General features: G+C 68.8%; 14 protein-coding genes. 10 read left to right on the top strand and 4 right to left on the bottom strand.

From position 1 onward, the window contains the following. Positions 1–51 precede the first annotated feature (51 nt). Both R3E10_13240 and R3E10_13235 read left to right on the top strand, forming a co-directional pair. A complete protein-coding gene (locus R3E10_13240; protein ID MEZ4416706.1) occupies positions 52–1,725 on the top strand; it encodes a SulP family inorganic anion transporter in 1,674 nt (557 codons plus the stop codon). 51 nt (positions 1,726–1,776) lie between these two features. Continuing rightward, a complete protein-coding gene (locus R3E10_13235) occupies positions 1,777–2,136 on the top strand; it encodes a DMT family protein (GenBank protein ID MEZ4416705.1) in 360 nt (119 codons plus the stop codon). A 48-nt stretch (positions 2,137–2,184) separates the two neighbouring features. On the opposite strand, the gene R3E10_13230 is transcribed toward R3E10_13235, so the two are convergent. Continuing rightward, positions 2,185–2,568 carry a co-chaperone GroES family protein gene (locus R3E10_13230; GenBank protein MEZ4416704.1) on the bottom strand — a complete coding sequence of 128 codons (384 nt, stop codon included), beginning with the start codon at positions 2,566–2,568 and terminating at the stop codon, positions 2,185–2,187. Between the two features lie 147 nt (positions 2,569–2,715). Between R3E10_13230 and R3E10_13225 the strand changes: the two genes are divergently transcribed. Then, the gene (locus tag R3E10_13225; GenBank protein MEZ4416703.1) at positions 2,716–3,906 is read left to right on the top strand and encodes a trypsin-like serine protease; all 1,191 of its coding nucleotides are present in this window, start codon (positions 2,716–2,718) and stop codon (positions 3,904–3,906) included. Between the two features lie 37 nt (positions 3,907–3,943). On the opposite strand, the gene R3E10_13220 is transcribed toward R3E10_13225, so the two are convergent. Next, a complete protein-coding gene (locus R3E10_13220) occupies positions 3,944–6,724 on the bottom strand; it encodes a BTAD domain-containing putative transcriptional regulator (GenBank protein MEZ4416702.1) in 2,781 nt (926 codons plus the stop codon). Positions 6,725–6,938: 214 nt separating this feature from the next. Here R3E10_13220 and R3E10_13215 point away from each other — a divergent pair, with 214 nt between their 5' ends. Continuing rightward, positions 6,939–7,556, top strand: coding sequence for a hypothetical protein (locus tag R3E10_13215; GenBank protein ID MEZ4416701.1), 618 nt, complete (start codon positions 6,939–6,941; stop codon positions 7,554–7,556). A gap of 72 nt (positions 7,557–7,628) precedes the next feature. After that, entirely contained in the window at positions 7,629–8,768 is a 1,140-nt protein-coding gene (locus R3E10_13210; protein ID MEZ4416700.1) for a hypothetical protein, read from the top strand. On the opposite strand, the gene R3E10_13205 is transcribed toward R3E10_13210, so the two are convergent. Together R3E10_13205 and R3E10_13200 are read right to left on the bottom strand one after the other, a co-directional pair. Beyond that, entirely contained in the window at positions 8,765–10,903 is a 2,139-nt protein-coding gene (locus tag R3E10_13205; GenBank protein ID MEZ4416699.1) for a sulfatase, read from the bottom strand. The genes R3E10_13210 and R3E10_13205 overlap by 4 nt on opposite strands. A gap of 154 nt (positions 10,904–11,057) precedes the next feature. Beyond that, entirely contained in the window at positions 11,058–12,335 is a 1,278-nt protein-coding gene (locus R3E10_13200; GenBank protein MEZ4416698.1) for a hypothetical protein, read from the bottom strand. A 166-nt stretch (positions 12,336–12,501) separates the two neighbouring features. On the opposite strand from R3E10_13200, the gene R3E10_13195 reads away from it, so the two are divergent. The 5 genes from R3E10_13195 (at position 12,502) to R3E10_13175 (ending at position 22,174) form a co-directional block, all read left to right on the top strand. Continuing rightward, complete coding sequence (locus tag R3E10_13195) at positions 12,502–14,982, top strand: ABC transporter permease (GenBank protein MEZ4416697.1); 2,481 nt, start codon at positions 12,502–12,504, stop codon at positions 14,980–14,982. Between the two features lie 147 nt (positions 14,983–15,129). Continuing rightward, the gene (locus R3E10_13190; GenBank protein ID MEZ4416696.1) at positions 15,130–18,486 is read left to right on the top strand and encodes an amidohydrolase family protein; all 3,357 of its coding nucleotides are present in this window, start codon (positions 15,130–15,132) and stop codon (positions 18,484–18,486) included. Continuing rightward, positions 18,486–19,076 carry a hypothetical protein gene (locus tag R3E10_13185; GenBank protein MEZ4416695.1) on the top strand — a complete coding sequence of 197 codons (591 nt, stop codon included), beginning with the start codon at positions 18,486–18,488 and terminating at the stop codon, positions 19,074–19,076. Before R3E10_13190 ends, R3E10_13185 begins: the two co-directional genes overlap by 1 nt. Positions 19,077–19,190: 114 nt before the next feature. Then, a complete protein-coding gene (locus R3E10_13180) occupies positions 19,191–19,541 on the top strand; it encodes a PadR family transcriptional regulator (protein MEZ4416694.1) in 351 nt (116 codons plus the stop codon). Then, positions 19,538–22,174, top strand: a complete 2,637-nt coding sequence (locus R3E10_13175; protein MEZ4416693.1) for an FtsX-like permease family protein — start codon at positions 19,538–19,540, stop codon at positions 22,172–22,174. The genes R3E10_13180 and R3E10_13175 overlap by 4 nt, the downstream gene beginning before the upstream one ends. Positions 22,175–22,396 lie beyond the last annotated feature (222 nt).

Genomic DNA, 22,396 nt, shown 5'->3' with positions numbered 1-22,396 from the left:
GGCGCTCCGGTTTCGGGGGCCAGATGCGGCCCTCGACCGGTAGGCGCCCGCATGCCGCACGAACTCGAGCCGAAGCTGCTCACCGTTCTGCGCGAAGGGATTCCCCGCGCGCAGCTCCTTCGCGACATCACGGCCGGCGTGTTGGTGGGCATCGTGGCCCTCCCGCTGGCCATCGCCTTCGCCATCGCTTCCGGGGTCACGCCGGAGCGGGGACTCTACACCGCAATCGTGGCCGGCTTCCTCATCTCGGCGTTCAGCGGCAGCCGAGTGCAGATCGGAGGCCCCACGGGTGCCTTCGTGGTGCTGGTCTACGGCATCGTGCAGGCTCACGGCTACGATGGGCTGGCGGTGGCCACGCTGCTCGCCGGTGTGCTGTTGGTGGGGATGGGGCTCGCGCGCCTGGGCGCACTGATCCAGTTCGTGCCCTACCCGGTGACGGTCGGCTTCACCGCCGGTATCGCTTTGGTGATCGCGTCCACACAGGTGCGCGACGCCCTGGGTCTTGCGATCCAGACCGTGCCCGCAGGCGTGGTCGGGCAGTGGAAGACCTACCTGCCTTTGTTGAGTGCACCGGAGCCCTGGGCGCTGGCGTTGACCGGAGGCACCATTGCCCTGCTGGTGCTCGGGGCAAGGTGGGCTCCCCGGCTCCCGGCTTCGCTGTTGGCGATCCTGATCGGGACCGCCGCCGTGCACGCCTTCAGCCTCCCCGTCGAGACCATCGGATCCCGGTTCGGGACCGTCTCCTCAGGCCTCCCCCTCCCACACCTGCCTCGAGTTCCGTGGAGTCAGGTGCCGGACCTGTTCTCCCCAGCCCTGTCCATCGCGCTGCTGGCGGGGATCGAGAGCCTGCTGTCCGCTGTGGTGGCGGACGGCATGACGGGGCGCAGGCATCGCTCCAACATCGAACTCGTAGGGCAGGGGGTGGCCAACATCGCATCGCCGCTGTTCGGCGGGATCCCGGCCACGGGTGCCATCGCGCGGACCGCCACCAACATCAAGAACGGCGGACGGACTCCAATCGCCGGGATGATGCACGCCCTCACGCTGCTGCTCATCCTGGTGGTGGCCGGCCGCTGGGCGGCGCTGATCCCCATGGCCACGCTGGCGGGGATCCTGCTGGTCGTGGCGTACAACATGAGCGAAGCCCGCTTCTTCCTGAAGGTGCTGCGCTCCAGCACGCGCAGTGACGCGCTCGTTCTCGTCGTCACCTTCGCGCTCACCGTCTTCGTGGATCTGACCGCCGCCATCCAGGTGGGCGTCGTCCTGGCTGCGCTGCTGTTCATGAAACGCATGACGGAGGTCACCGAGGTCCGCACCTTGGAGTCCATGATGGACGAGGAGGATGTGGCGGATCCCGACGCCGTTCTCCTGGCCGCGCTGCCCAAAGGCGTGGAAGTGTTCGAGGTGAACGGCCCGTTCTTCTTCGGGGCTGCTCACAAGTTCAAGACGACGCTCGCCACCGTGCGGGGCCGGCCCAACGTGTTGATCTTGCGCATGCGCCAGGTCCCCGTGCTCGACGCCACCGGGCTCCGCGCCCTCGAGGAGCTGGCTGCACAGGCGGAGCGGGAGGGCACGGCCGTGGTGCTCTCGGGCGTTCAGCCTCAACCACGCTCGGTCCTGGAGCGCGCCGAGTTCCCGGCGCGCGTGGGAGCCGAAAACGTCACACCCGACTTCGCCGAAGCGGTCCGCCGTGCGCGGGTGCTCCTTTCCGAAGACGCCACCTGAGTCCGCCTCCTTCGAGGCGGCGTTTCCCTGAGCCCGGAGGCACAGCGTCGTATGCGCGCCGCCACTGTGCAGACCGTTCTGCTACTGATCTGTTCGAACGTGTGCATGACGTTCGCATGGTATGCGCATCTCAAGCATCTGGATCGGCGCGCGTGGTATGTCGCCGCCCTGGTGAGCTGGGGGATCGCCCTGTTCGAGTACCTGCTCCAGGTGCCGGCCAACCGGATCGGCTACACGGTGCTGCGGCTGGAGCAGTTGAAGATCCTGCAGGAAGTGATCACGCTGGCCGTGTTCGTCCCCTTCGCACTCTACTACATGAAGAAGCCCCTGTCCTGGGACTACCTCTGGGCTGGCCTCTGCCTGTTGGGGGCGGCCTGGTTCATGTTCCGGCCGCAGAGCGGCGCGCCCTGATCGACCCGCGATCGGAGGCCGCCGGCTGGCGCGGCGAGGGCGCCCGCCTCAGTAAAGGCTGGCTTCGGGCTCGCCCTCGGTGCGGATGAGCGTCAGGATGGCGGCCTGGGGCACGACCAGGTAGCGCGTGCCTTCGAACGTGATCTCCACGGCGGCCTTGCGGAAGAACAGCGCGTAGTCGCCGCGCTCGGCCTGCACGGGAAGGTAGCGAGCCTCTCCGGCCCCGATCTTCCAGGGCTCCTGGTCGAGCTCGGTGGGCGCGCCGATCGGGGTGCCGGGTCCGGTCGCCACCACCGTCCCTCCCTGGATGGCCTGGCTGTCGAGCGCCGTAGGCGGGAGGTAGAGGCCCACCTTGGTGCGCTCCTCGCCTTCCTCGGGGGCGACCAGCACGCGGTCCCCGACCACGATCAGTCGCTTTCTCGGCTCGTCCATGGAGGCGGGCTCCCTTTGTTCCCACGATGGCAATCGGGTCTGCTGCGATGGCGCGACAAGTATAGAACCAAGGCCTGCATCGCATCCACCTTGATGTACCCCGATGCTCGTCCGCATGTTGCTCCCATGAGGGCGAATGGGAGGGTGATGCGCGCGGGCGCGGGAGCGATGGGGCTTCTGCTCGCAGGCGTTGGCGCCTGCGATACCGCTCAGGGCCCATTGGCCGCTGCGGACGCTCGTTTCACGATCGTCGGCACGGTCTTCGAAGATACGGACGGCAACGGAGTTCGGGATCCGGGCGAGCGGGGAATCGAGGGCGCGCGCGTCTTCCTGGACCGCAATGGGGACGGCGTTCTGGATCCCGAGGAATCCTCCACCACCACCGACCTGGACGGTGACTACCGGTTCGCGGACCTGCCCCACGACCAGGTCTATACGGTGACCCAGGCGCTGGCCCCCGGGTGGTCGAGCACCAGCGCGACCAGCACGGTGGCCAACCAGGCCACTGCCTTCGCTGCCGCCGACGCTGCTGGGGCCGGCCCGGCGCGTATCGTGGGGGGAGTGGACGCCACTCTGACCGAATTCCCGGGTGCGGTGGCGGTGCTCGACCCGTTCCATTCCCCACCGTTCGAGGCGCTCTACTGCGGAGGCACCCTCATCGCCGGTGCCTGGGTGCTCACGGCGGCTTCGTGCGTGACCGTCAACGGTGCACCGTCCACACCCGACGTGTTGATCGGCACCGCCGACGTCGATGTGGGTGGGACCTACGTGCGCCCACGGCGCGTGATCCTGCACCCCGACTACGATGAGGCCACGACCGCCTACAACGTCGCGCTGATCGAGCTTCGCGACGTCCAGATGGTGCACCGCGCGCTGGCTTTCGAAGACCTGCCGAGTGGCGCCCTCGAGCCCCCGGCCAACGTCACGGCCGTGGGCTGGGGGGCCATCAGCCCGGACGGGCTGTACTTCTACACCCAGCTGCAACGGGCTGATCTGCCGGTGATTCCCAACGCGCTCTGCAACGACGTCTACGGAGGCATCAGCACGGACATGCTGTGCGCCGGCGGGGCACCCGGCGTGGGGTCCTGCTACTACGACGATGGAAGCGGTGCCTTCGCCCTGGTCCAGGGGCGACCCATCCAGGTGGGAGTGGCCAGTTGGAGTGGAGTGGACGACGATGGGAACTGCGCCGCCGAGGGGCTGCCCTCCGGTTGGACGCGGGTCCACGCGGTCCAGCAGTTCCTCCGGCAGTACGTCCTTCCCGAGCGGGCCCGCTCGGTCACCGTGGCGGGTGAGCGGGGTCGGACGACTCGGGTGGAGTTCGGAAACTTCCGCTGATCATCACGTCGCGCATGGCGGAGGGCCTGCAGCGCCTTCAGAGGCGGCATGCTGGTGGAGCCGAAGTGTGCGCGAGGAAGTCCCGCGCGTCCTGAACCGGAATCAGCTCCGCGGACGCACCCTCCCAGCCGTCGAGAAACGCCCGCATCGCGGCGACGGCCGCGTCGTGGCGCGCACGCCTCTCTTCGACGCACGCCAAGCGATACAGGGCCAGGCGCCAGTGCTCCTGCCCCTCCCACCCGAACTCGGCGCCCCGCCCGAGCTCGGAGTACAACGCTGCGGCGCGCTCGTACAGGCCTGCCACCTCTGACGCGTGGGAGACCCCTTCGAGCGTGAGCGCGCTCGAGTCGAGACTCATGGCCCGCTCGAGGTGCGAGATGCCGTCGAGTGCCCTTCCCTCGGCGATGAGGATCTCACCGCGCAGTCCCTCCGAGGCAGCTTGCCCGGGTAGGCTGCCGGGATGCCTCGACGCATCGATTGCCTCCAGAACCCCGCGCGCCCGACCCACATCACCCCATCGCACCAGCGCCCGTCCGATCCAGAACTGGAGCGTTGGATCGGTTGCCTGGCGACCGACGATGAGCGCCTTGTCGACCTGTGATCGACTCTCAGTCGGGTGACCGGTCAACCGCAGCGCTGAAGCCAGCAGCAACCGGTTGCGTACCTCGCTCACCGTTTGCCCCGCATCCTGACTGAGTGTGATGGCGTCTTGCAGGAACACGTGGGCTCGCGTGTAGTCGCCCTCGAACATCGAGAGGAACGCCATCGATCGGAGCCCGCGTGCCCGCGTGTTGCTATCTCCGTCGAGCATCGGGGCAATGACGGCTGCTGCCGAGTCGGGAGCGCCGGCGTAGACCCAGGTTCCAGCGTATTCGAGGTTGATGTTGTTGTTGGCGGCCCGAAGCTCCGGTCGTAGCGCGAAGGCACGTGCGTACTGGCGCAACGCGTCTTCGTAGTGACCCAACTCCTTCTCGGCGGTTGCGAGGTTGATGCGTGTGTTCGCATCCAGGCTGTCGAACTTGACGAGGCGCCATAGAGTGGTTGCGGCTTCGGCAGGTGCCCGACTGCGTAGCTGGTTGTACGCGACGCGGCTCAAAGCAGCGGGGTTGCTCGGTTCGCGTGCAAGCACGGGACGCAGTGCTTCGACGGCAGCCCGTCGATCTCCTCGCCACTCGTCGATGCTCGAGCGCAGAAACGCGCTTTCGCGCCAGTTCAGATCCTCGGCACATGACAGAGCGTGTGCGAAGTGCACTTCGGCGTCGACTGGCGAGTTGATGTAGTAAAGCAATCCGCCGAGCGCTGCATGCGCCGTGGCGAACGCCGAGTCGAGGGCGATCGCCTGTTCGAAGAGCGCGCGCGCGTCCTCTACCCGTGCGCTTCCGAACGCGCGTACTCCTCGTGCGTAAAGATCGAGCGCTTCGAGCGAGCTCGTCGTGACCCGAGGGAGCGGAACGGACTGGGAGGCCACAGAGATCGCAGGTTCGCCCAGCCGTCGTCTCGACGTGCGGAGGAGGGCGTCTGCCGCGTCGATGACGTTCGCGCGGTCAGTCGCGTGCCGCGCAACTGCTTCCAACACCTCTCCACTACTCGGATCCAGGAGCCGCAGTGAGAGGTCGAAGCCGGTGCCCGCGACCGCGACGGCAGGCACTGCGACGAGAGCGGCGCCCTCACGGACGGCCAACTCGCGGGCGAGGTCCGCACCCAAGGGACCGTCGAGGTCGTGGCGCGCGCGGCCGAGTGCCTCGCGCACCCGCTCGGGCGGCATTACCCAGATTCGACTCGATTGCCGGAGGCCGGACGCGATGAGCAGCGGCAGCGTGCGGTCGAAAGAGTCGTCGTCGGTGTCGTTCTCGACATCGGCGACGAGCAGCCAGAACGGATCGGAACTGCCGCGCCCGGCTGCCGGGCCGTGCGATCCGAACAGCCCCCAAGCGGCGGCGAAGGCGACGCCGGCGCCGACGACCACACGCCGCCACCGGCTTGCCGGGCCGCGCGCTGTCGCGCGGATTGAGGCGCCCGGGGGGGCGGACCTCTCCGGCACGACGTCGGGGACCGGACGCGGTTCCGGCGATGACTCGTCTGGCGCGGTGCTGGGGCGGGGCACGGCAGGGGCCCGTGACCTCAGCCTCTCCACGTAGGCCGACAAAGACGCGTCCGGCGCCACCCCGAGCTGATCAAGGACGAGGACCTGGTGGGTCCTGGCAGCCCGCAGCGCTGCCGACGTGTCGCCCGCAGCCACGTGCGCCTGCACCAGGGCGAGGGCGACACGCGAATCGAGGGGCCGCAGGCCCGCGAGCCGCGTCCACCACCGCACCGCCTGCCCGGCGTCTCCCTTGTCCGCGCACTGGCGTGCCAGACGTTCGACGGCTCCGTTCGCGCGATCGGCCAGCCGACCCCGCTCCTCCTCCACCCAGCGCTCGAACTCGGGGCTGCCACGCAGATAGAAGCCGTCCAGGAAGGGGCCCCCGTAGAGGGCGTCCGCCTGCTCCAGGTTTCCGGCGGCAACGGCCGCACGGAACTCGTTCACGTCGGTGGCCAACGCCGAGGGAGCGAGCCGCAACATCGTGGCGCTTCCCACGATGGCGCCCTCCCCCAGGTCCTTGCGGATCGCGTACAGCAACTGGGCCAGGCCGTGGCGCGCGCGCTCGTCGGAGCTTTCGGGCCAGAACAGAGCGACGAGTCGGTCCCTGCTGATCCCGTCCGGGTGGCAGGCGAGAACGGCCAGAAGGGCGATTCGGCGGCGCTGGGTCGCGGCTCCGCCGAGGGGCCCGTCGGTCCCTTCGAGAAGGGCACCGCCGAACAGCCGAAGCCTCAACATACGGGAGAACGGCCGGATGATCCGTTTGTGATGGGCGGATGATGCCGGCGCCTAACCTAGATTCGCCACGCACGGGCCGGCAACGGCACCGCACCTGGACCGGCAGCCGGGTGGTTCGAGGGCCGCAAGGTGCGCAGGAACGGTGTGCGGTGAGGCGTTCCGGGATCGACCCGGACGGCGGCTCCGGCGTTGGCCACACCCTCGGAGGCCTCAGATGTCGACAGTCTTCCGCGGCCGGCGCCGCATGGCCTTGTTCGCGTGGTTCGTACTCCTGACTGCCCGACCGGCGCATGCCCAGGTCCCCGACATGCGGATGGGTGCGTCAGAGCGCCACCTGTTCCGGGTCGGCTTCGGCGGAGGCGTCAGCGTTCCGACGAGTGACGTGGCCGACGCGCTCGAGAACGGGGTCAATGGCCAGGCCTTCGTCCTGATCGACACAGGCATGCTCCCACCGTTCCGCCTCAACCTGGGGTATCAGAAGTTCGACATTCGCGACGCGCTCGGCGGTCCGGCGCAGGGCGATACGCAGATCCTCAGCGGAGTGGCCGCGCTCAACCTGAGGCTCTTTTCCCTCGGGCCGGTGAGTCCCTACGTGGTAGCGGGCGTGGGAGCCTTCCACGTTCGCCAGGACCTCCAAGCCGACCCAACCAGTCTGGTCACCCCCGAGTCCGCTGTGGAGTTCGGGATCGACGGTGGCGCCGGGCTCGCGCTCAAGCTCGGCCGTCTAGAGGCGTTCATCGAAGGTCGAGTCCAGAACATCTACACCGAAGCCGGTGCGATCGACGCGCACTCGATCCGGGCGATTCCGGTCTCGTTCGGCATCCTATTTTGAGTGCGGTAGCGGCGACCCAGAATCGGGTTCGAAACCAATGCTACATCCGGCCTGCGGGCAAGAGGAGGTGAAGTGTCCGGAATCCTGTTTCCCACAGCGCTGGTCGCCCTGGCCGCCGGAATCCTCCAGTCGCCCGTCGTGCCCCCCGATCAGTTCGAGTTCGTACGCTACGTCGTGCCGGACGGCTGGACGGCCCGGAACGTACAGGAAGGGGCCAGCTTCGTACGAGGAGACGGGAGCGGCGTCGTCGTCTTCTACGCGAGCCGGAGCGAAGCCGGATCCGAGCAGGACGTGTTCGCCTCCACCTGGCACACCCATGTGGAGCCCGCCGTCGGGGCATCCGCGCCCGAGCTGCGACTCCGGCGCGAGGGTGCCTTCGTGATCGCGGTGGGTGCGCAGCAGATCGTTGGTCAGAACGGGACGGTCACTGCCGCCCTGATCACCGTGTCACGAGAGGGGCGCACGCTCCCTATCGTCGGCGTTGCTCGGGGAGAGGTAGCTCTGCGCGAGCTCACGCGCTTCCTCGACAGTGTCCGGCCGACCTCCGCGGCGGCAGCGGGTCCGTCCACACCGATCGTGCCGAACGCGGGCCGGCAGAATGGAGAGCCGCGCCCAGCAGCGGGCGTCCCCATCGAACCGGGGCGCGTCGTCAACGCCTTGCCCTCGGGCTTGTTCTACCGCGTTGAGGTCGACATCGCTGGTGGCCGCGGGATCGAAACGAACACCTGGCTCTTCATGCCGGGGCAGCGCGTGAGTCGCTTCCACCCGTTAGGTGGATCGGGCGTGTTCGATCCTTCCCGCTGCAACCCCGATACCTGTGGCACCTACGAGATCTCGTCGGGCAAGCTAACAGTGCGTTGGGACGGCGGAAGCACGCAGGAGTGGACGTTCACCGCGACCGCCGACGGCGTCCGTCTCGATGGCCAACAGTACCGACCGGTGCGAGCCGTCCGGGCGGAGTCGCTCGCAGGGCGATGGACGGATGCCCGTTCTGGCGATATCGGCGTCAACACCTACACATTCGATCGCGGTGGACGATTCAGCTTCGGGGACGGTCGGAGCGCTCTGACCGGCTCCTATCGCGTTCGAGGGTTGGTGTTGACTCTGACCTTCTCCGATGGCGATGTGCGGGAGCGAATGCTCTTTTCCGCAAGTACGGAACAACCGGAAGGACTGATCAGCATCGATCGAGCGGTGTACGCGCGACGCTAGTGTCCCGAGTGGGACGAATCGGTCGGCGCCCGGAAACTTCCGCTGATCATCACGTCGCGCATGGCCTGCCGCAGCGAGGGCAAGGCCAGGCGCCCTCGTTCGGTCCCCGATAGATCGCTCAACTCCCCCGGATCCTGCTCGACGTCGTAGACCTCCTCGACGCCGTCGCCGTAGCGGATGTAGTGCAGAGGCCCGACGTTGACCGACTTCATCGGTCCGCGCACGACCGGCCCGTCGAAGTCTTCGAGCGGGTAGGGATTCACCTCGGTGAGCGCTCCTTCCGCACCCGTCCAGCCGCTCTCCGCATCCCAGGTGCGCCGAAGAGACGAGCCCGCGAAGGGTGCGGGGCCGGACCGGCCCAGCAGGTCGGCCACCGTGGCCGGGACGTCTCGGATGGACACCGTGGAGGCCACGCGCAGGCCCGCAGGGACCCGCCCCGGCAACACGGCCAGGAGCGGGACGTGCGTGAGCATCTGATAGAGGCTGTTGGAGTGTCCCTCGAGGCCATGTTCGAAGAACTGGTCTCCGTGGTCACCCACGACGACGACCAACGTGTTGCTCAACAGCCCGCGGGCGTCGAGGCTGTCCAGCAGCAGGCCGATCTGCGCGTCCATGTAGTGGATCGATCCATCGTAGCGATCGACCAGGTTCTGTTCCCAATCCTCGAGCTTGCGCGTCTCGCCGGCCGACACAGCCACGGAGTCTCGTACCTGCGCGCGCACCACGGAGGTGTGGGGCTCGAACTGTTCATAGGGATCGTGCGCATCGAAGTAGTTGAGGAAGCCGAAGAACGGGCGCCCCTCCAGGGTGTCCACCCATTGGAGGAACTCCTCGTTGACGTCGGCGGCTACCTTGCGCGTGAACAGGCTGTACCCGCCTGGCACGAGCGCGCGCACGCGATTGACCACCTTCTGCACGACGGTGGCCGAGTAGATCCACTCGGCGTAGGAGACCGGGTGATCACGGTAGACGTGGAAGCCACGATCCAGGCCGGTGATGCGGGTCGTGTAGAGCAGGTTGGCCACGAACCCACCGGTTTCGTACCCCTGTCCGCCGAGGAACTCCGCCAGTGTGGGATAGCGCTGATCCAGCGGCTCGAGCCAGTCCGCCGAGAGCTCATGGTGCCAACGCCCCGTGAACAGCGCCGCGTGGGATGGCAACGTCCACGGTGCGGTGGTATACGCGCGATCGAAGACCGTGCCCTGGTCCGCCAAGCGAGCGAGCGTAGGCGTGTTCGGGCGCCCATAGCCGTAGAGGCCCATGCTCTGCGCTCGCACCGTGTCCAATACGATCAACAGGACATTGGGCAGCCCTCGCGCGGTGGCGGGCGCCGCGCCCGCCAGTCGCTGGCGTTCTCCGCGGGCTCGCAGCGGGTGCAACCACACGACTGCGGCCACGGATGCGATCAGGACGAGCGCCGACAGGGTGCGGAGTTGACGCAAGGAGCGACGCACATCGCGCCCAGCGGCTTCCGCCGCCTGGAAGCCCAATCCCAAGGCCAGGACCGCGGTCGCGGCTGGGTGGATGCCGAGCTGCTTCATGGACGCCACCACGCTCCAGGCACCCATGGCCACCAGCAGGGTCAGCAGCGGTTTGAGTGACAGGCGCCGTGCCGGCCATCCCAACACCACCGCGTAGCCCAGCGCGAGGAGGGCGAAGAGCGCCGCCTCGGACGTGGGGATCATCCAGAGGGCGTCTGGATTGGACCACTCGAAAAACACTCGATCGTAGTGGTACTTGAGCGCACGAACGCCGACCTCGACCGCTCCCAGGACCAGCCCTACCCCTGCGGCCGCCCCGACGGCCGCGGTCCAGGGGACCGTGGGCTCGGCCTGGAAGAAGCGTCGGCGCAGCGCGAGGAACCGCGTGCGGAACGACACGAGGAGCAGTCCGCCGAGCAGCGCCACGAGCAGCCAGAGCGTCCCCCGCAGCGCCAGCGCTGCCCAGGTACCGAGGTAGCGGTCCAGCGGAACGACCGCTCGCCCCTGCAGGAGGTCGTTCACGAAGCCGAAGCTCTCCCCCGCGTATGCCGAACGGATGAGGCGAGGGGCAAGAACCCACGCCACGGCCACCCAAGCCAGCAGTAGAATGCCGGCGACGAGTCCGTAGCGAATCTCGACCTTGTACCTCTTCATGAACCTCCGATCCGGGCGGGTGAGCCATGATGGGCGCTCGCCGGTGAAGGCAGCAAGGATGAGGCCCCTCGGAAGGGAGGCAGGGCGGGGCGCTCAGGGGCACCACGGCCGGCCGGGGGTCCCTGGCGGTACAGCGGCGCGGCCGGAGGGTGGGTCAGGCGACCGGAGCGCCGCTTCCCGGTAACACCAGCCGGAACCGCACCACGTGCTGAACGTCCAGCTCGTCGGTGACGACCGCCCAGAGCCGGCCGGCGCGGATCACGGGACGCGGGTTCATCCGCAGCCGATCGGGTGCGGGCACCCGCCCCAGGTAACGACCCTCCCGGTCGAACACCTCGAACAGGTTGGGCTCGGTCCAGCGGTTCGGTGCGCGGGCCTCTCCGGCCGCGGCTTCGTAGGCAGGCTCACCGGTGTCCCGTCCTGGACCGTGCAGCAGCACCCACACATCGCCCTCGTCCGAAACGACCAGTCCCTGGTAGGCCGGCTTCACGTCCGGAATGGGGGGACCGTCCCAGGTCCAGGACGGATCGACGCTACGGAGGTTGCGCGTGGCCACCTGCTCGCGGGCCGTCCGCTCTCCCTCGCTCACCGGCACGGGCTCGTAGGCTTTGCTGACCCGTAGCACCGACCCGTCGCGGTGCAGGACGTCGAACCTCAGCGCATCGGCGATGCCATGCACGTAGTTTCCGAAGCGGTCGAGCACGTACATCTGCTGCGGACTGAACGGCACCGTGTTGCGGGACCAGGAGTCCTCGGTCTTCGCTTCGATGAACGGCGTCTGGTGCGGGGGGAGCGGGTGGCGTCGGAAGCCCAGGGAGTCGCCGGTGGGGCCGTACTCCGCCATCCCCCGCTCCCACTGGTCGAGTGGGACGCCCAGGTCCCGGATGGTCGGCGTGAACAGGTGGTCGGCGGTGTCGGCCACCAGTGGCTCGCTGGTGTTGAATCCCCCGCGCAGAGACCAGGTCGCGAGTGGCCGACCCTCGCTGTCGAACACCTGCAAACGGGCGTTCCCCGGATCGCGCACCACGACGCGACCATCCGTCAGGATCTGCAGTCCGCTGTCCGGGGAGCGCAGCTCGCCGGGTCCCTGACCCGCGCGACCGACCTCGCGCAGGAAGGTGCCGTCCCCGTCGTAGAGACGGAGCGAGGGACCCTGTTGGTCGAGCACGTAGACGCGGTCCTGAGGGTCCACGGCCAGCGCGACCACCCGCCCAAGCAGGTAGACCTCGTCCCCCTCCAGTTGGCCGATGGAGTTCTCCTCGACCAGCGCGCCCTCGCCCTCCCATACGCTGCCCGAGACGGTGTGCACCCGAATCGTGTCGCCCACGGTGTCGACGCGGGCCACCCAGCCGTGGGTGCTGCCCGACCCCTCTTCGCCGCTGCAGGCCACGCCCGCCAGGCAGAGGACTGCGGTGAGCGCGAAGGGTCGCATTTGGGTGTCTCCTCGGTAGGTGCGCCTCCGTTTGGACAACGGCGAACGCCGCAGGGTTGCCGGCGCGCCGGTGGGAAACCGGGCACGGCGGCGGGCCGTAGGGGGGAGGCGCCGGAGCCAGGGGGCTGCGGTGCCGTGTGCCCTCGTCCAAAGCGGAATCGATCCCATGGCGTCCTTGTTGCGCAACCTTCCGTTGGCCGGTCGCTCTTTGCTGCGCGCTCCACTGTTCACCGCAGCGGCGGTGCTGACGCTGGCTCTCGGGATCGGAGCCAACACGGCCATCTTCAGCGTCGTCCACGGAGTGCTGCTCAAGCCACTGCCCTATGCGAGCGAGGAGCGGCTGCTGGGTCTTTGGAACACCGCTCCCGGACTCGGCTTCGAGCTGCTCAATCAATCACCGGCGCTCTATTTCACCTATCGCGACGATGCGGAGTCGTTGGAGGAAGTCGGGCTTTGGGCCAACGGGTCCTCCCAGATCACCGGCCTCGACCAACCCGAACAGGTGCCGAGCCTGCAGGTCACGGATGGGTTCTTTCCCGTCCTTGGGGTCGATGCGGTGTTGGGCCGGCGCTTCTCGGCCGAGGACGACGCGCCGGGGGCGGCCCGCACCGTCATGCTCTCCTACGAGTACTGGCAGCGGGCCTTCGGCGGCGATACCGGGGTGATCGGACGCACGCTCACCGCCAACGGCCAGCCCCACGAGATCATTGGTGTGACCCCTTCCGGGTTCCGTTTTCTGGACGAGCAGGCGGACATCTTCGTCACCACTCGTTTCGACCCGGCCGACGTCATGATGGGCAACTTCTCCTATCAGCTCATCGCGCGCATGCGTCCCGACGTGCCCCTGGAGCGGGTGCAAGCCGAGCTGGAGCGCCTGGTGCCCATCGCGGTAGAGCGCTATCCCGGCCCCGTCACCCAGTCCATGCTGGAGCAGGCGGGGTTCCGCCCCGTGACGCGGCCGCTCAAGGAGGACGTGGTCGGAGACGTACGTCCGCTGCTCTGGGTGTTGCTGGGCACGGTGGGAATGGTGTTGCTGATCGCCTGCGCCAACGTGGCCAATCTCTTCCTGGTCCGCGCCGAGGGACGTTCGCGCGACGTGGCGGTCCGCACCGCCTTGGGCGCAGGACGTCGCGAGATCGCCGCGCAGTTCCTGGCGGAGAGCGTGGTGCTGGGCGCGCTGGGGGGACTCGTCGGGATCGCGCTGGCTGCGATCGGGCTCCGCGTCCTCCACGCTCTGGGTCCCGAGGAGCTTCCGCGCCTGAGCGAAATCGGCATCGATCCCACGGTTCTGGTCTTCACGGCGGGCATCTCGCTGTTCGCCGGTGTGTTCTTCGGGCTGTTCCCCATCGTGCGCTACGGTCGGGGAGACCTGGCTCCGGCCCTCAAGGAGGGCGGCCGCGGAGGCATGGCTGGTCGCGAGCGGCGCCGTGCCCGCAGCGGGTTGGCCGTGGCGCAGGTGGCCCTGGCGCTGGTGCTGCTGGTGGGGTCCGGGCTCATGATTCGCAGCTTCCAGGCACTCCGGAACGTGGATGCCGGCTTCACCGACCCCGAGGACCTGTTGAGCTTTCGGGTCACCATCCCGTCGGCCACCATCCCGGACGCGGCCGAGACCGCGCTGGCGTACGAGCAGATGCTCTACAACCTGCGAGCGCTGCCCGGTGTCGCGGACGCGGGGGCCGTCTTCAACCTGCCGATGAGCGGTAGTCAGTCGAATGACCCGGTGTACCGCGAGGACGCGCCCACAGCAGAGGGCGAGATCCCTCCGATCCGGCGCTTCAACTGGGTGATGCCCGGCTACTTCCAGGCGATGGGCATTCCGCTGGTCGCTGGTCGCGACCTGGAGTGGACGGATTTGCACGATCTGCGGCAGGTGGTGGTCGTCTCGGAGAGCTACGCGCGGGAGAACTGGCAGGAACCGGCTCGGGCGCTCGGCCGGCGCGTGTCGACCATCGCCATCCAGGGTGGTCCTCCGGTGTGGCAGGAGATTGTCGGTGTGGTGGGAGACGTGCACGCGGACGGCCTGGACGAGGAGGTGCCCACCACGATGTACTGGCCCATGATCCAGACGGACATGTATGGCGTGGAGGAGGCCGCCAGCGTGGTGCGGTCGCTGAGCTTCGTGGTACGCGCCGCGCCGGGAGCGATGCCCACGCTGTTGCCGCGGGCTCGTGACGCCGTCTGGTCCGTGTCCGCCAGTGTCCCGCTCGCCAACGTACAGGGCATGGATGCGGTGGTGCGCCGCTCGATGGCGCGTACGTCGTTCACGCTGGTCATGCTTGCGATTGCCGCGCTGGTCGCGTTGGCGCTGGGGGCGGTGGGGATCTACGGCGTGATCTCGTACAGCGTCAGCCAACGCGTCAACGAGATCGGAGTGCGCATGGCCCTGGGAGCGCGCCGGGAAGACGTCACCGGCATGGTGGTTCGCCACGGGGCGGGACTATCGGCCATCGGGATCGGGACCGGCCTGCTGGCGGCGTTCGGGCTGTCCCGGCTGATGGGGTCCCTGCTCTTCGGGATCCGACCTCTGGATCTGCCCACCTACGTGGTGGGGGCCCTGGTCTTGGGGGGTGTGGCGGTGCTGGCCAGCTGGCTTCCCGCCCGACGGGCGGCCGGGGTGGATCCGTCGGTGGCGCTGCGGGCCAACTAGACCCGCCAGCGGGCGCTTCTGCCCCGCTCAGGTGCCGCCGGTCGCCGTTGCGCGACGGCCTCGCGGCACCCCCGCTCAGGGCACATCTTGGCTGGAGCGGCTACCGGGTCGCGGTCGAGGTGGGATGCTTCCTGCGCGAGGGTGAAGATGGGGACGAGGCAGACGTGGGTGGGCGGGTGCGGTGCGGTCTTGTTCTGGACATTGATCGGGGGGAGTTCACTGCTGGCCCAGGATGCGCCCGCGGACACCGCCGCCAGGAACCCCGAGCAGGAGGGGCTGCCGCTGGCGCCGGAGCGGCGCGTGCAGGTCAGCACCCGCGAGGCCTCGTGGATGTCCGTGGATGTCAGCCCGGACGGGCAGACCCTCGTCTTCGATCTGCTGGGCGACCTCTACACGCTGCCCTTCTCCGGCGGACGCGCCACGCCACTCACCCACGGCATGGCCTTCGACGCTCAACCGCGCTTCAGCCCGGACGGGGCTCGCGTGGTGTTCACGTCCGACCGCAGTGGCGGTGACAACGTCTGGATCATCGCGCTGGACCAGAGTGACACCGTGCAGGTGACCAAGGGCAACGACAACTCCTACCTGTCGCCCGAGTGGACGCCCGATGGACACTACATCGTGGCCAGCAAGAGCCCCGGGCCCGGCGTGGACAAGCTCTGGATGTACCACGTCGACGGTGGCTCGGGCGTAGGTCTGGTGAAGGAGCCCAACAATCTGCGTATGATGGGCGCCGCGTTCGGCAACGACGACCGCTACGTGTGGTTCGCCCGCCGCAACGGGAGCTGGCAATACAACTCGGGGCTCGGCGAGTTCGACCTGGCCGTCTACGACCGTGAAACCGGAGAGATGGCCACCCGTTCGAGCCGTTATGGTGGTGCGTTCCGGCCCACGCTTTCGCCGGACGGTCGCTGGCTGGTGTACGGGACCCGGCAGGTGGCGGAGACGGGCCTGCGCATCCGGGATCTGCAATCGGGCGGCGAACGTTGGCTCGCCTACCCCGTGCAACGGGACGAGATGGAATCGCGGGGGTCGCGCGACGTGCTGCCAGGCATGTCGTTCACCCCGGACTCGCGCGAGCTGGTGGTTTCATACGGGGGTGGGCTGTGGCGCGTGCCGATCGACGGGAGCGCTCCGATCGAGATTCCCTTCCAGGTGGACGTCGATCTACCGATCGGACCCGCGGTCGACTTCGACTACCCGATCGAGGACACCCCGACCTTCGTGGCCAAGCAGATCCGCGACGCGGTTCCGTCACCGGATGGCAGCAAGCTCGCCTTCGCAGTGCTGGGCGACCTGTACGTCATGGACTTCCCGGACGGAACCCCACGGCGGCTCACGACGCTGGCGCTGCAGGAGGCGCACCCGGTGTGGTCGCCGGACGGGCGCTGGATCGCGTTCAGCACCTGGTCGACCGAGGAGGGAGGGCACCTCTACCGCGTGCGCACCGATGGACGCGGCCAGCCGGAGCGTGTGACCAGCGAGAGCGCGTACTACACCGATCCGGTCTTTTCCCCCGATGGCACGCGGATCGTGGCGCTACGGAGCCAGGGCCGCGTCTACGACGAGGCGTTGGCCAGGGGGCTTTCCGGAGGGCTGCAGGACCTCGTGTGGGTGCCGGTCAGCGGCGGGTCGGCCAGCCTCATCGCCCCGGTGGAGAACTTCGGGGCACCACATTTCACGAGGACGTCGGAGCGCATCTACGTGAGCGGCTTCCAGGGGCTCATGTCCATGCGCTGGGACGGCACCGATCGCAAGACGCACGTGCAGGTGCGAGGTCGCTCGCAAGGGCAGGGGCCGGGGCAACCCGCTTCGGCGATCTGGATGGCCCCGCAAGGCGACCAGGCGTTGGCACTGGTCGTCAACGACCTCTACCTGGTGACCGTGCCCCGAGTGGGGGGCGACGTCCCCACCATCTCCGTGGCCAACCCGGACAACGCTGCGTTTCCTGCCAAGCGGCTGACCGACATCGGCGCCCAGTTCCCTGCGTGGAGCGCGGACGGGGCGCGCGTGCATTGGTCGGTCGGCAATGCACACTTCGTCTATGACCTCGGCGCGGCGCGTGCATTCGCCGATTCGGTGGAGTCGGCTCGGGCCGCCGCGGGTGACTCTGCAACCGCGGCTGATTCGGCGCAGGACCGGCGCGGTCGGGGCAGGGACACGCTTCGCTACCGGCCGCTCGAGCGGCGAGTACGAATCGAGGTCGAGCGCGATCTTCCCCAGGGCGTGGTCGTGCTCCGGGGCGCGCGCATCGTCACCATGCGAGGAGACGAGATCATCGAGCGCGGCGATCTGGTGGTGCGCAACAACCGGATCGAAGCCGTCGGTGCCCAGGGGAGCGTAGCGGTTCCTCAAGGCGCGCAGGTGATCGACGTCGCAGGCAAGACCATCCTTCCTGGCTTCGTGGACACGCACGCGCACCTCCGTGCCCAGGTCGATCTGCTGCGAGATCAGCCCTGGTCGTACGCGGCCAACCTGGCGTACGGCGTCACCACCACGCGCGATCCGCAGACGGGCACCACGGACATTCTGAGCTATGAGGACTTCTGGCGGGCCGGCCATATGTTGGCGCCGCGTCTCTACTCGACCGGGCCCGGCGTCTTCTCATCGGAGGGGATCAGCAGCCTCGATCAAGCGCGCGACGTGCTGAAGCGCTACTCCGAATACTACGACACCAAGACCATCAAGATGTACGGAGCGGGGAACCGTCAGGTGCGGCAGTGGATCATCCAGGCGGCCAGGGAGCAGCGCTTGATGCCCACCACCGAGGGCTCGCTGGACCTGGCCCTCAACATGACCATGGGCCAAGACGGCTACTCCGGCATGGAACACAACATGCCGGGTTTCCCCCTCTACGACGACGTCGTGCAGCTGGTGGCGCAGTCGCAGATGGCCTACACACCGACGATCATCGTGACCTACGGAGGTCCCTGGGGCGAGAACTACTTCTACACCACCGAGGACGTGTTTGGAAACGAGAAGCTGAGGCGCTTCACGCCGTTCGAGGAGGTGCAGCAGAAGGCACTGCGGCGACCGGGGCCTACGTCGCCCGGTGGCTCCAACGGTTGGTTCCATCCCCTCGTGCACACGTTCGATCGCGTTGCGCGTTTCGCGCGCGACGTGCTGCGGGCCGGTGGCCGCGTGGGGATCGGCAGCCACGGACAGCTCCAGGGGCTGGGCTACCACTGGGAGCTGTGGATGATGCAGTCCGGCGGCATGACCCAGCACGAGGCGCTGCGGGTGGCCACTCTGGTGGGCGCCCAGGCCATCGGCCTCGACAACGATCTCGGGTCGTTGGAGGCGGGAAAGCTCGCCGATCTGGTGGTGCTGGACCGTAATCCGCTGGAAGACATCCGCAACAGCGACAGCATTCGCATGGTCATGATCAACGGTCGGTTGCACGACGGCGCAACGCTCGATGAAGTATGGCCGCGACAACGCGCCGCTGGTCCCTTCTACTGGCAGGAGGATGCCATGCCGTCCGTGCCCGCTGGAATCCGTTGATGAAACGACTCCCGATCTTCGCGGTGCCCGTGCTGCTGGCTCTGGGAGTGCTGCTGATCCCCGTGGTGGACGACTACGCGGACCACGGGTTGGCGGCGGCGGCCTCCCTGGAGTCGACCCGCTGGTTTGTCGGTCACCTGCTGAGCGCCATGGCCTTCGGGAGCGCGATCCTCGCCGGCGGGATCATCGCGTTGCGTCTGCAGCGCTCCGAGCCTCTGTCCTGGCTCGGGCTGGCCTTCTTGGCGCCTGGTGCCGTGCTGCACGTGGTGGGGCTCGGAGCCGATGGCATCGCGCCGCTGGCGGTCCGCACGGGTGGGGGCCTTCCGGACGCCTACTTCGATGGGGGCTTCTGGGTCACCGGGGTCTTCATCAGCGGGGCAGCCCTCTTCGGGGTGGGCGTCCTGCTGCTGGTGCTGGGGCTGATGCGGGCGGACCTGCTCAAGGGTGGAGCGCGCTATTTGACCTTCGCGGCCGCGCTCGCGTTTCCGGCCGCAGAGGCCGTGCCCTACGGATGGGCGCTCTTCCTGGTGGCTTGCCTGGCGTTCTGCGTGTGGATCCCGATCGGGCTGGCCATGCGGGAGGGGGTGTAGGGCGAGCCTCCCACGGCTAAAGGTCGGCCCCAACCGAGTGGCGGCACCCGCTCCCCTTGTCACACCAAGGGTCGGTCGCGATCTTCCTTGGTGTCACCAAGGGAAAGGCCGCTCATGACCCATTCTGAAGATCCCAGCCTGCGCACGCATTTCCTGCGTGGTGCGCTCGAACTGCTGGTCCTGCAGGCCCTGAGGGCCGGTCCCCGCCACGGCTACGGCATCCTGGAGTGGCTGGAAGAGCGGCTGGGGCCGGATCTCCCCATCGAGGAGGGCACGCTCTACCCGGCGCTGCACCGCATGAAGCAGCGCGGATGGCTGCAGGCCGAATGGGGCGTCTCCGAGACCAACCGCAGAGCACGCTACTACACGCTGGCCAAAGCGGGGCGCGAGCGGCTGGAGCACGAGAGTGCGCAGTGGAGCAGCTACGCCCGGACCGTCATGGGCGCACTGGAGACCGAAGCGTGAAGCGCCGGCCGTTCGAAGACCATCCTGACGAGATCCGCGCCGAGCTCGAGGATCATCTCGAGCGACGGACACGAGCCCTCATCGCGAAGGGATGGACGCCCGAGGATGCGGCGCGAGAAGCGCGGCGCCGCTTTGGCGCCGTAGCGCGTGTGCAGGCGGAGTGCGAGGCCATCTCCGTGCGCGCGCGACGCAGGCAGCGGTGGTCGGGCGCCTGGGCCGGGGTCCGGGACGACGCGCTCGCGGCGTGGAGGGCCGTCCTCCGCCGGCCGGGTTTGTCGGGCGCCTCACTGGTCACGGTGGCCCTCGCGGTCGGGACCGTGGCGGCCGTCCTTGGGATTGTACAGGCTGTGTTGCTCCGTCCGCTGCCCTTCCCGGATCCGGGTCGGCTCGGGCTGGTGGAGGCGAACCAGGGCGTAGGCGTCCGCCACGTCAGCCCGCGCCTCTGGGACGCCTGGCAGCGCGAGGTGGATGCGCAGGTGGAGACCGCGGTATGGGTGGAAGGCGACGCGAATCTCGCGGGAGCCGCGTTGCCGCGCCGCGTACGGACGCGGGCGGTATCGGAGACCTACTTCGCCACGTTGGGCATGACGGCCCTCTTGGGCTCCCTCCCCGGGTCTTTCGCGGACCAGGGCCTGGTGATGAGCGAGCGTCTGTGGCGGACCGACTATGGAGCCGACCCCGACGTGATCGGGCTCCTGGTCGATGTGGACGGCGTTCGCCGGCCGGTCGCGGCGGTGTTGGCAGATACACAACGCCTCGCCGACGCGGACCCTGATCTCTGGGTGCCGCTGCGGCTGTCGGGCGCCGAGCGCCAACAGAGCGCCGGCTACTTGTCAGCGCTGGCGCGGCTGCGGCCTGGCGTCGACGTCGCGAGCGGTGTGCGCGCGCTTCAGCGCGTCGCGGACGCGGTGGAGGAGCCCGACGCGGACGGGGAGCGCGTACGCATCGTTTGGTTGCCCATGGAGGAGGCTCTGTTGGGCCAGGCCCGAGCGCCCCTTCTCTCGCTCACGGGCGCGGTGTTGCTGCTCCTGCTGTTGAGCTGCGCAAACCTGGCGAACCTGTTGCTCGCCAGCGTTGCCGACCGCAGGCGCGAGCTCTCCTTGCGCTCCGCACTGGGTGCAGGCCGGCGTAGGTTGTTGCGCCTGCTCCTGCTGGAGCAATCCCTGGTGTCGCTCGGGGGCGGTGCCCTGGGGGTTCTTGTGGCCTACGCGGTCGTACGGATCTTCGTGACTGCCGCACCGGCCGACACACCGCGCCTCGCTCACGTCGGGATCTCACCTGCTGTCGTTGCCAGCACGTTCCTGATCGCGCTCGTCGTTGGCCTCTCCTGTGCCGGGGTGGCTGCGTTCCTGGGTACCGGCGGAGTGGCCCGTGCGGGATCCATGGAGGGTCGTGGGGCCGGTGGCGACCTCAGGACCCGCCGGTGGCAGGCCACCTTCGTCGGCGCCCAGGCAGCGACGGCCCTCGTCCTGGTGGTGGCGGGCGGTCTGATGCTGCGCACGGCGCGCGCGTTGGCCGCAGTCCCCGTTGGATACGACGCGAGTGTGGTGACGGCGCAGATGAGCGTTTCGGAGGGTCGCTACCGCGAAGCGGCTGCCGCCGTGAACGTCGCGGACGCGGTACTCGCGGCCGTCGCGGCCGTGCCTGGCGTGTCGGCCGTGTCGTACGGCACCGCGGCCCCGCTGGTCGGGGGATCCTTCGGGCTCCCGGTCGCGCTCGCCGGCCAAGCGCTCGACAGCCCGAGCGCCGTGCAGCCCTCCATGCAGATCGTCGCGCCCGGGTACTTCGCTGTGGTGGGCATTCCCCTGCTCGCCGGCGCTGCGGTCACCGAGTCGGAGGATCGCGCTGCGGCCCGAGCCGTGGTGGTCAACGAAACGCTGGCGGCCAGCCTCGGCGGGACTCCCTCCGAGCTGGTCGGACGCGCGCTGCGGATCGGTGGCAGCGACTTCCAGGATGAGGACGGCGAGCCGCAGGACTGGCGGATTGCCGGCGTGGTGGCCGACGCGCGCGGGGAGGGGCCGCGCATTGCGCCGGCGCCGGTCCTCTATTTTTCGCCGCGAGGCGTGCCGCCCGGTCCCTGGTCCTGGGTCGGTCGCGAGCTCATCGTCGTGCTGCGCGCTTCCGACTGGTCCCCGGCCGCCGAGCAACGCGTCCGCGCCGCGGTCGCGGGTGTGGATCCGACGCTGCCGTTGGCGGACGTGCGCACGCTCTCCGATCGCCTGGCCGCCTCCCTGGCCACGGAGCACATGGTCCTGGTCGTACTGGGCGTGCTCGCGCTCGCCGGCCTCGCGCTGGCGAGCGTCGGGGTGGCCGGTGTCGTCGCGCATGGAGTCACCGTTCGCACCCGCGAGATCGGGGTGCGCATGGCGCTGGGTTCCACACTCCGCGGGGTGCGCCGTCTGGTGCTGCGCCAGGCCCTCCGTCCGGTGCTGATCGGTGCGGGTGCGGGGCTCCTGGGTGCAGTTGCGCTCGCGCGCCTGCTGACGGCCCTTTTGTTCGGCGTGTCGGCCACCGACCCCACTACGTTCCTCGCGGCCGCCTCGCTGCTCGCTGCCGTGGCCGCCGTCGCGGCGTGGCTCCCCACCCGAGGGGTCGCGCGCGTGGATCCAGCGCGGGTCCTGACGGCGGATTGAGCGGTGCGCGCGCGGCTGGCGGCGCGCCTGTCTCACTCTGCGGCGCCGCGCCGGCGCGCGCCCTCTCCGGTCCGAGCTCCCGCCCGTGAGCCATTGACGTTGCTTCCTGCGTGATTCCTTGTGGTTCATCGGTGCGGACTCGAGAGCGTCAGAGGTCGTCCTCCTCGCTCGTGAGACCCCCCGTCCTGGTGCCCAACAACAGAAGGTGGACAGGTGAGCTCA

The organism is Gemmatimonadota bacterium, from assembly GCA_041390105.1.
Taxonomy (GTDB): Bacteria; Gemmatimonadota; Gemmatimonadetes; order Longimicrobiales; family Gaopeijiaceae; genus JAGQIF01.
This window is presented reverse-complemented; position numbering and strand designations above follow the sequence as displayed.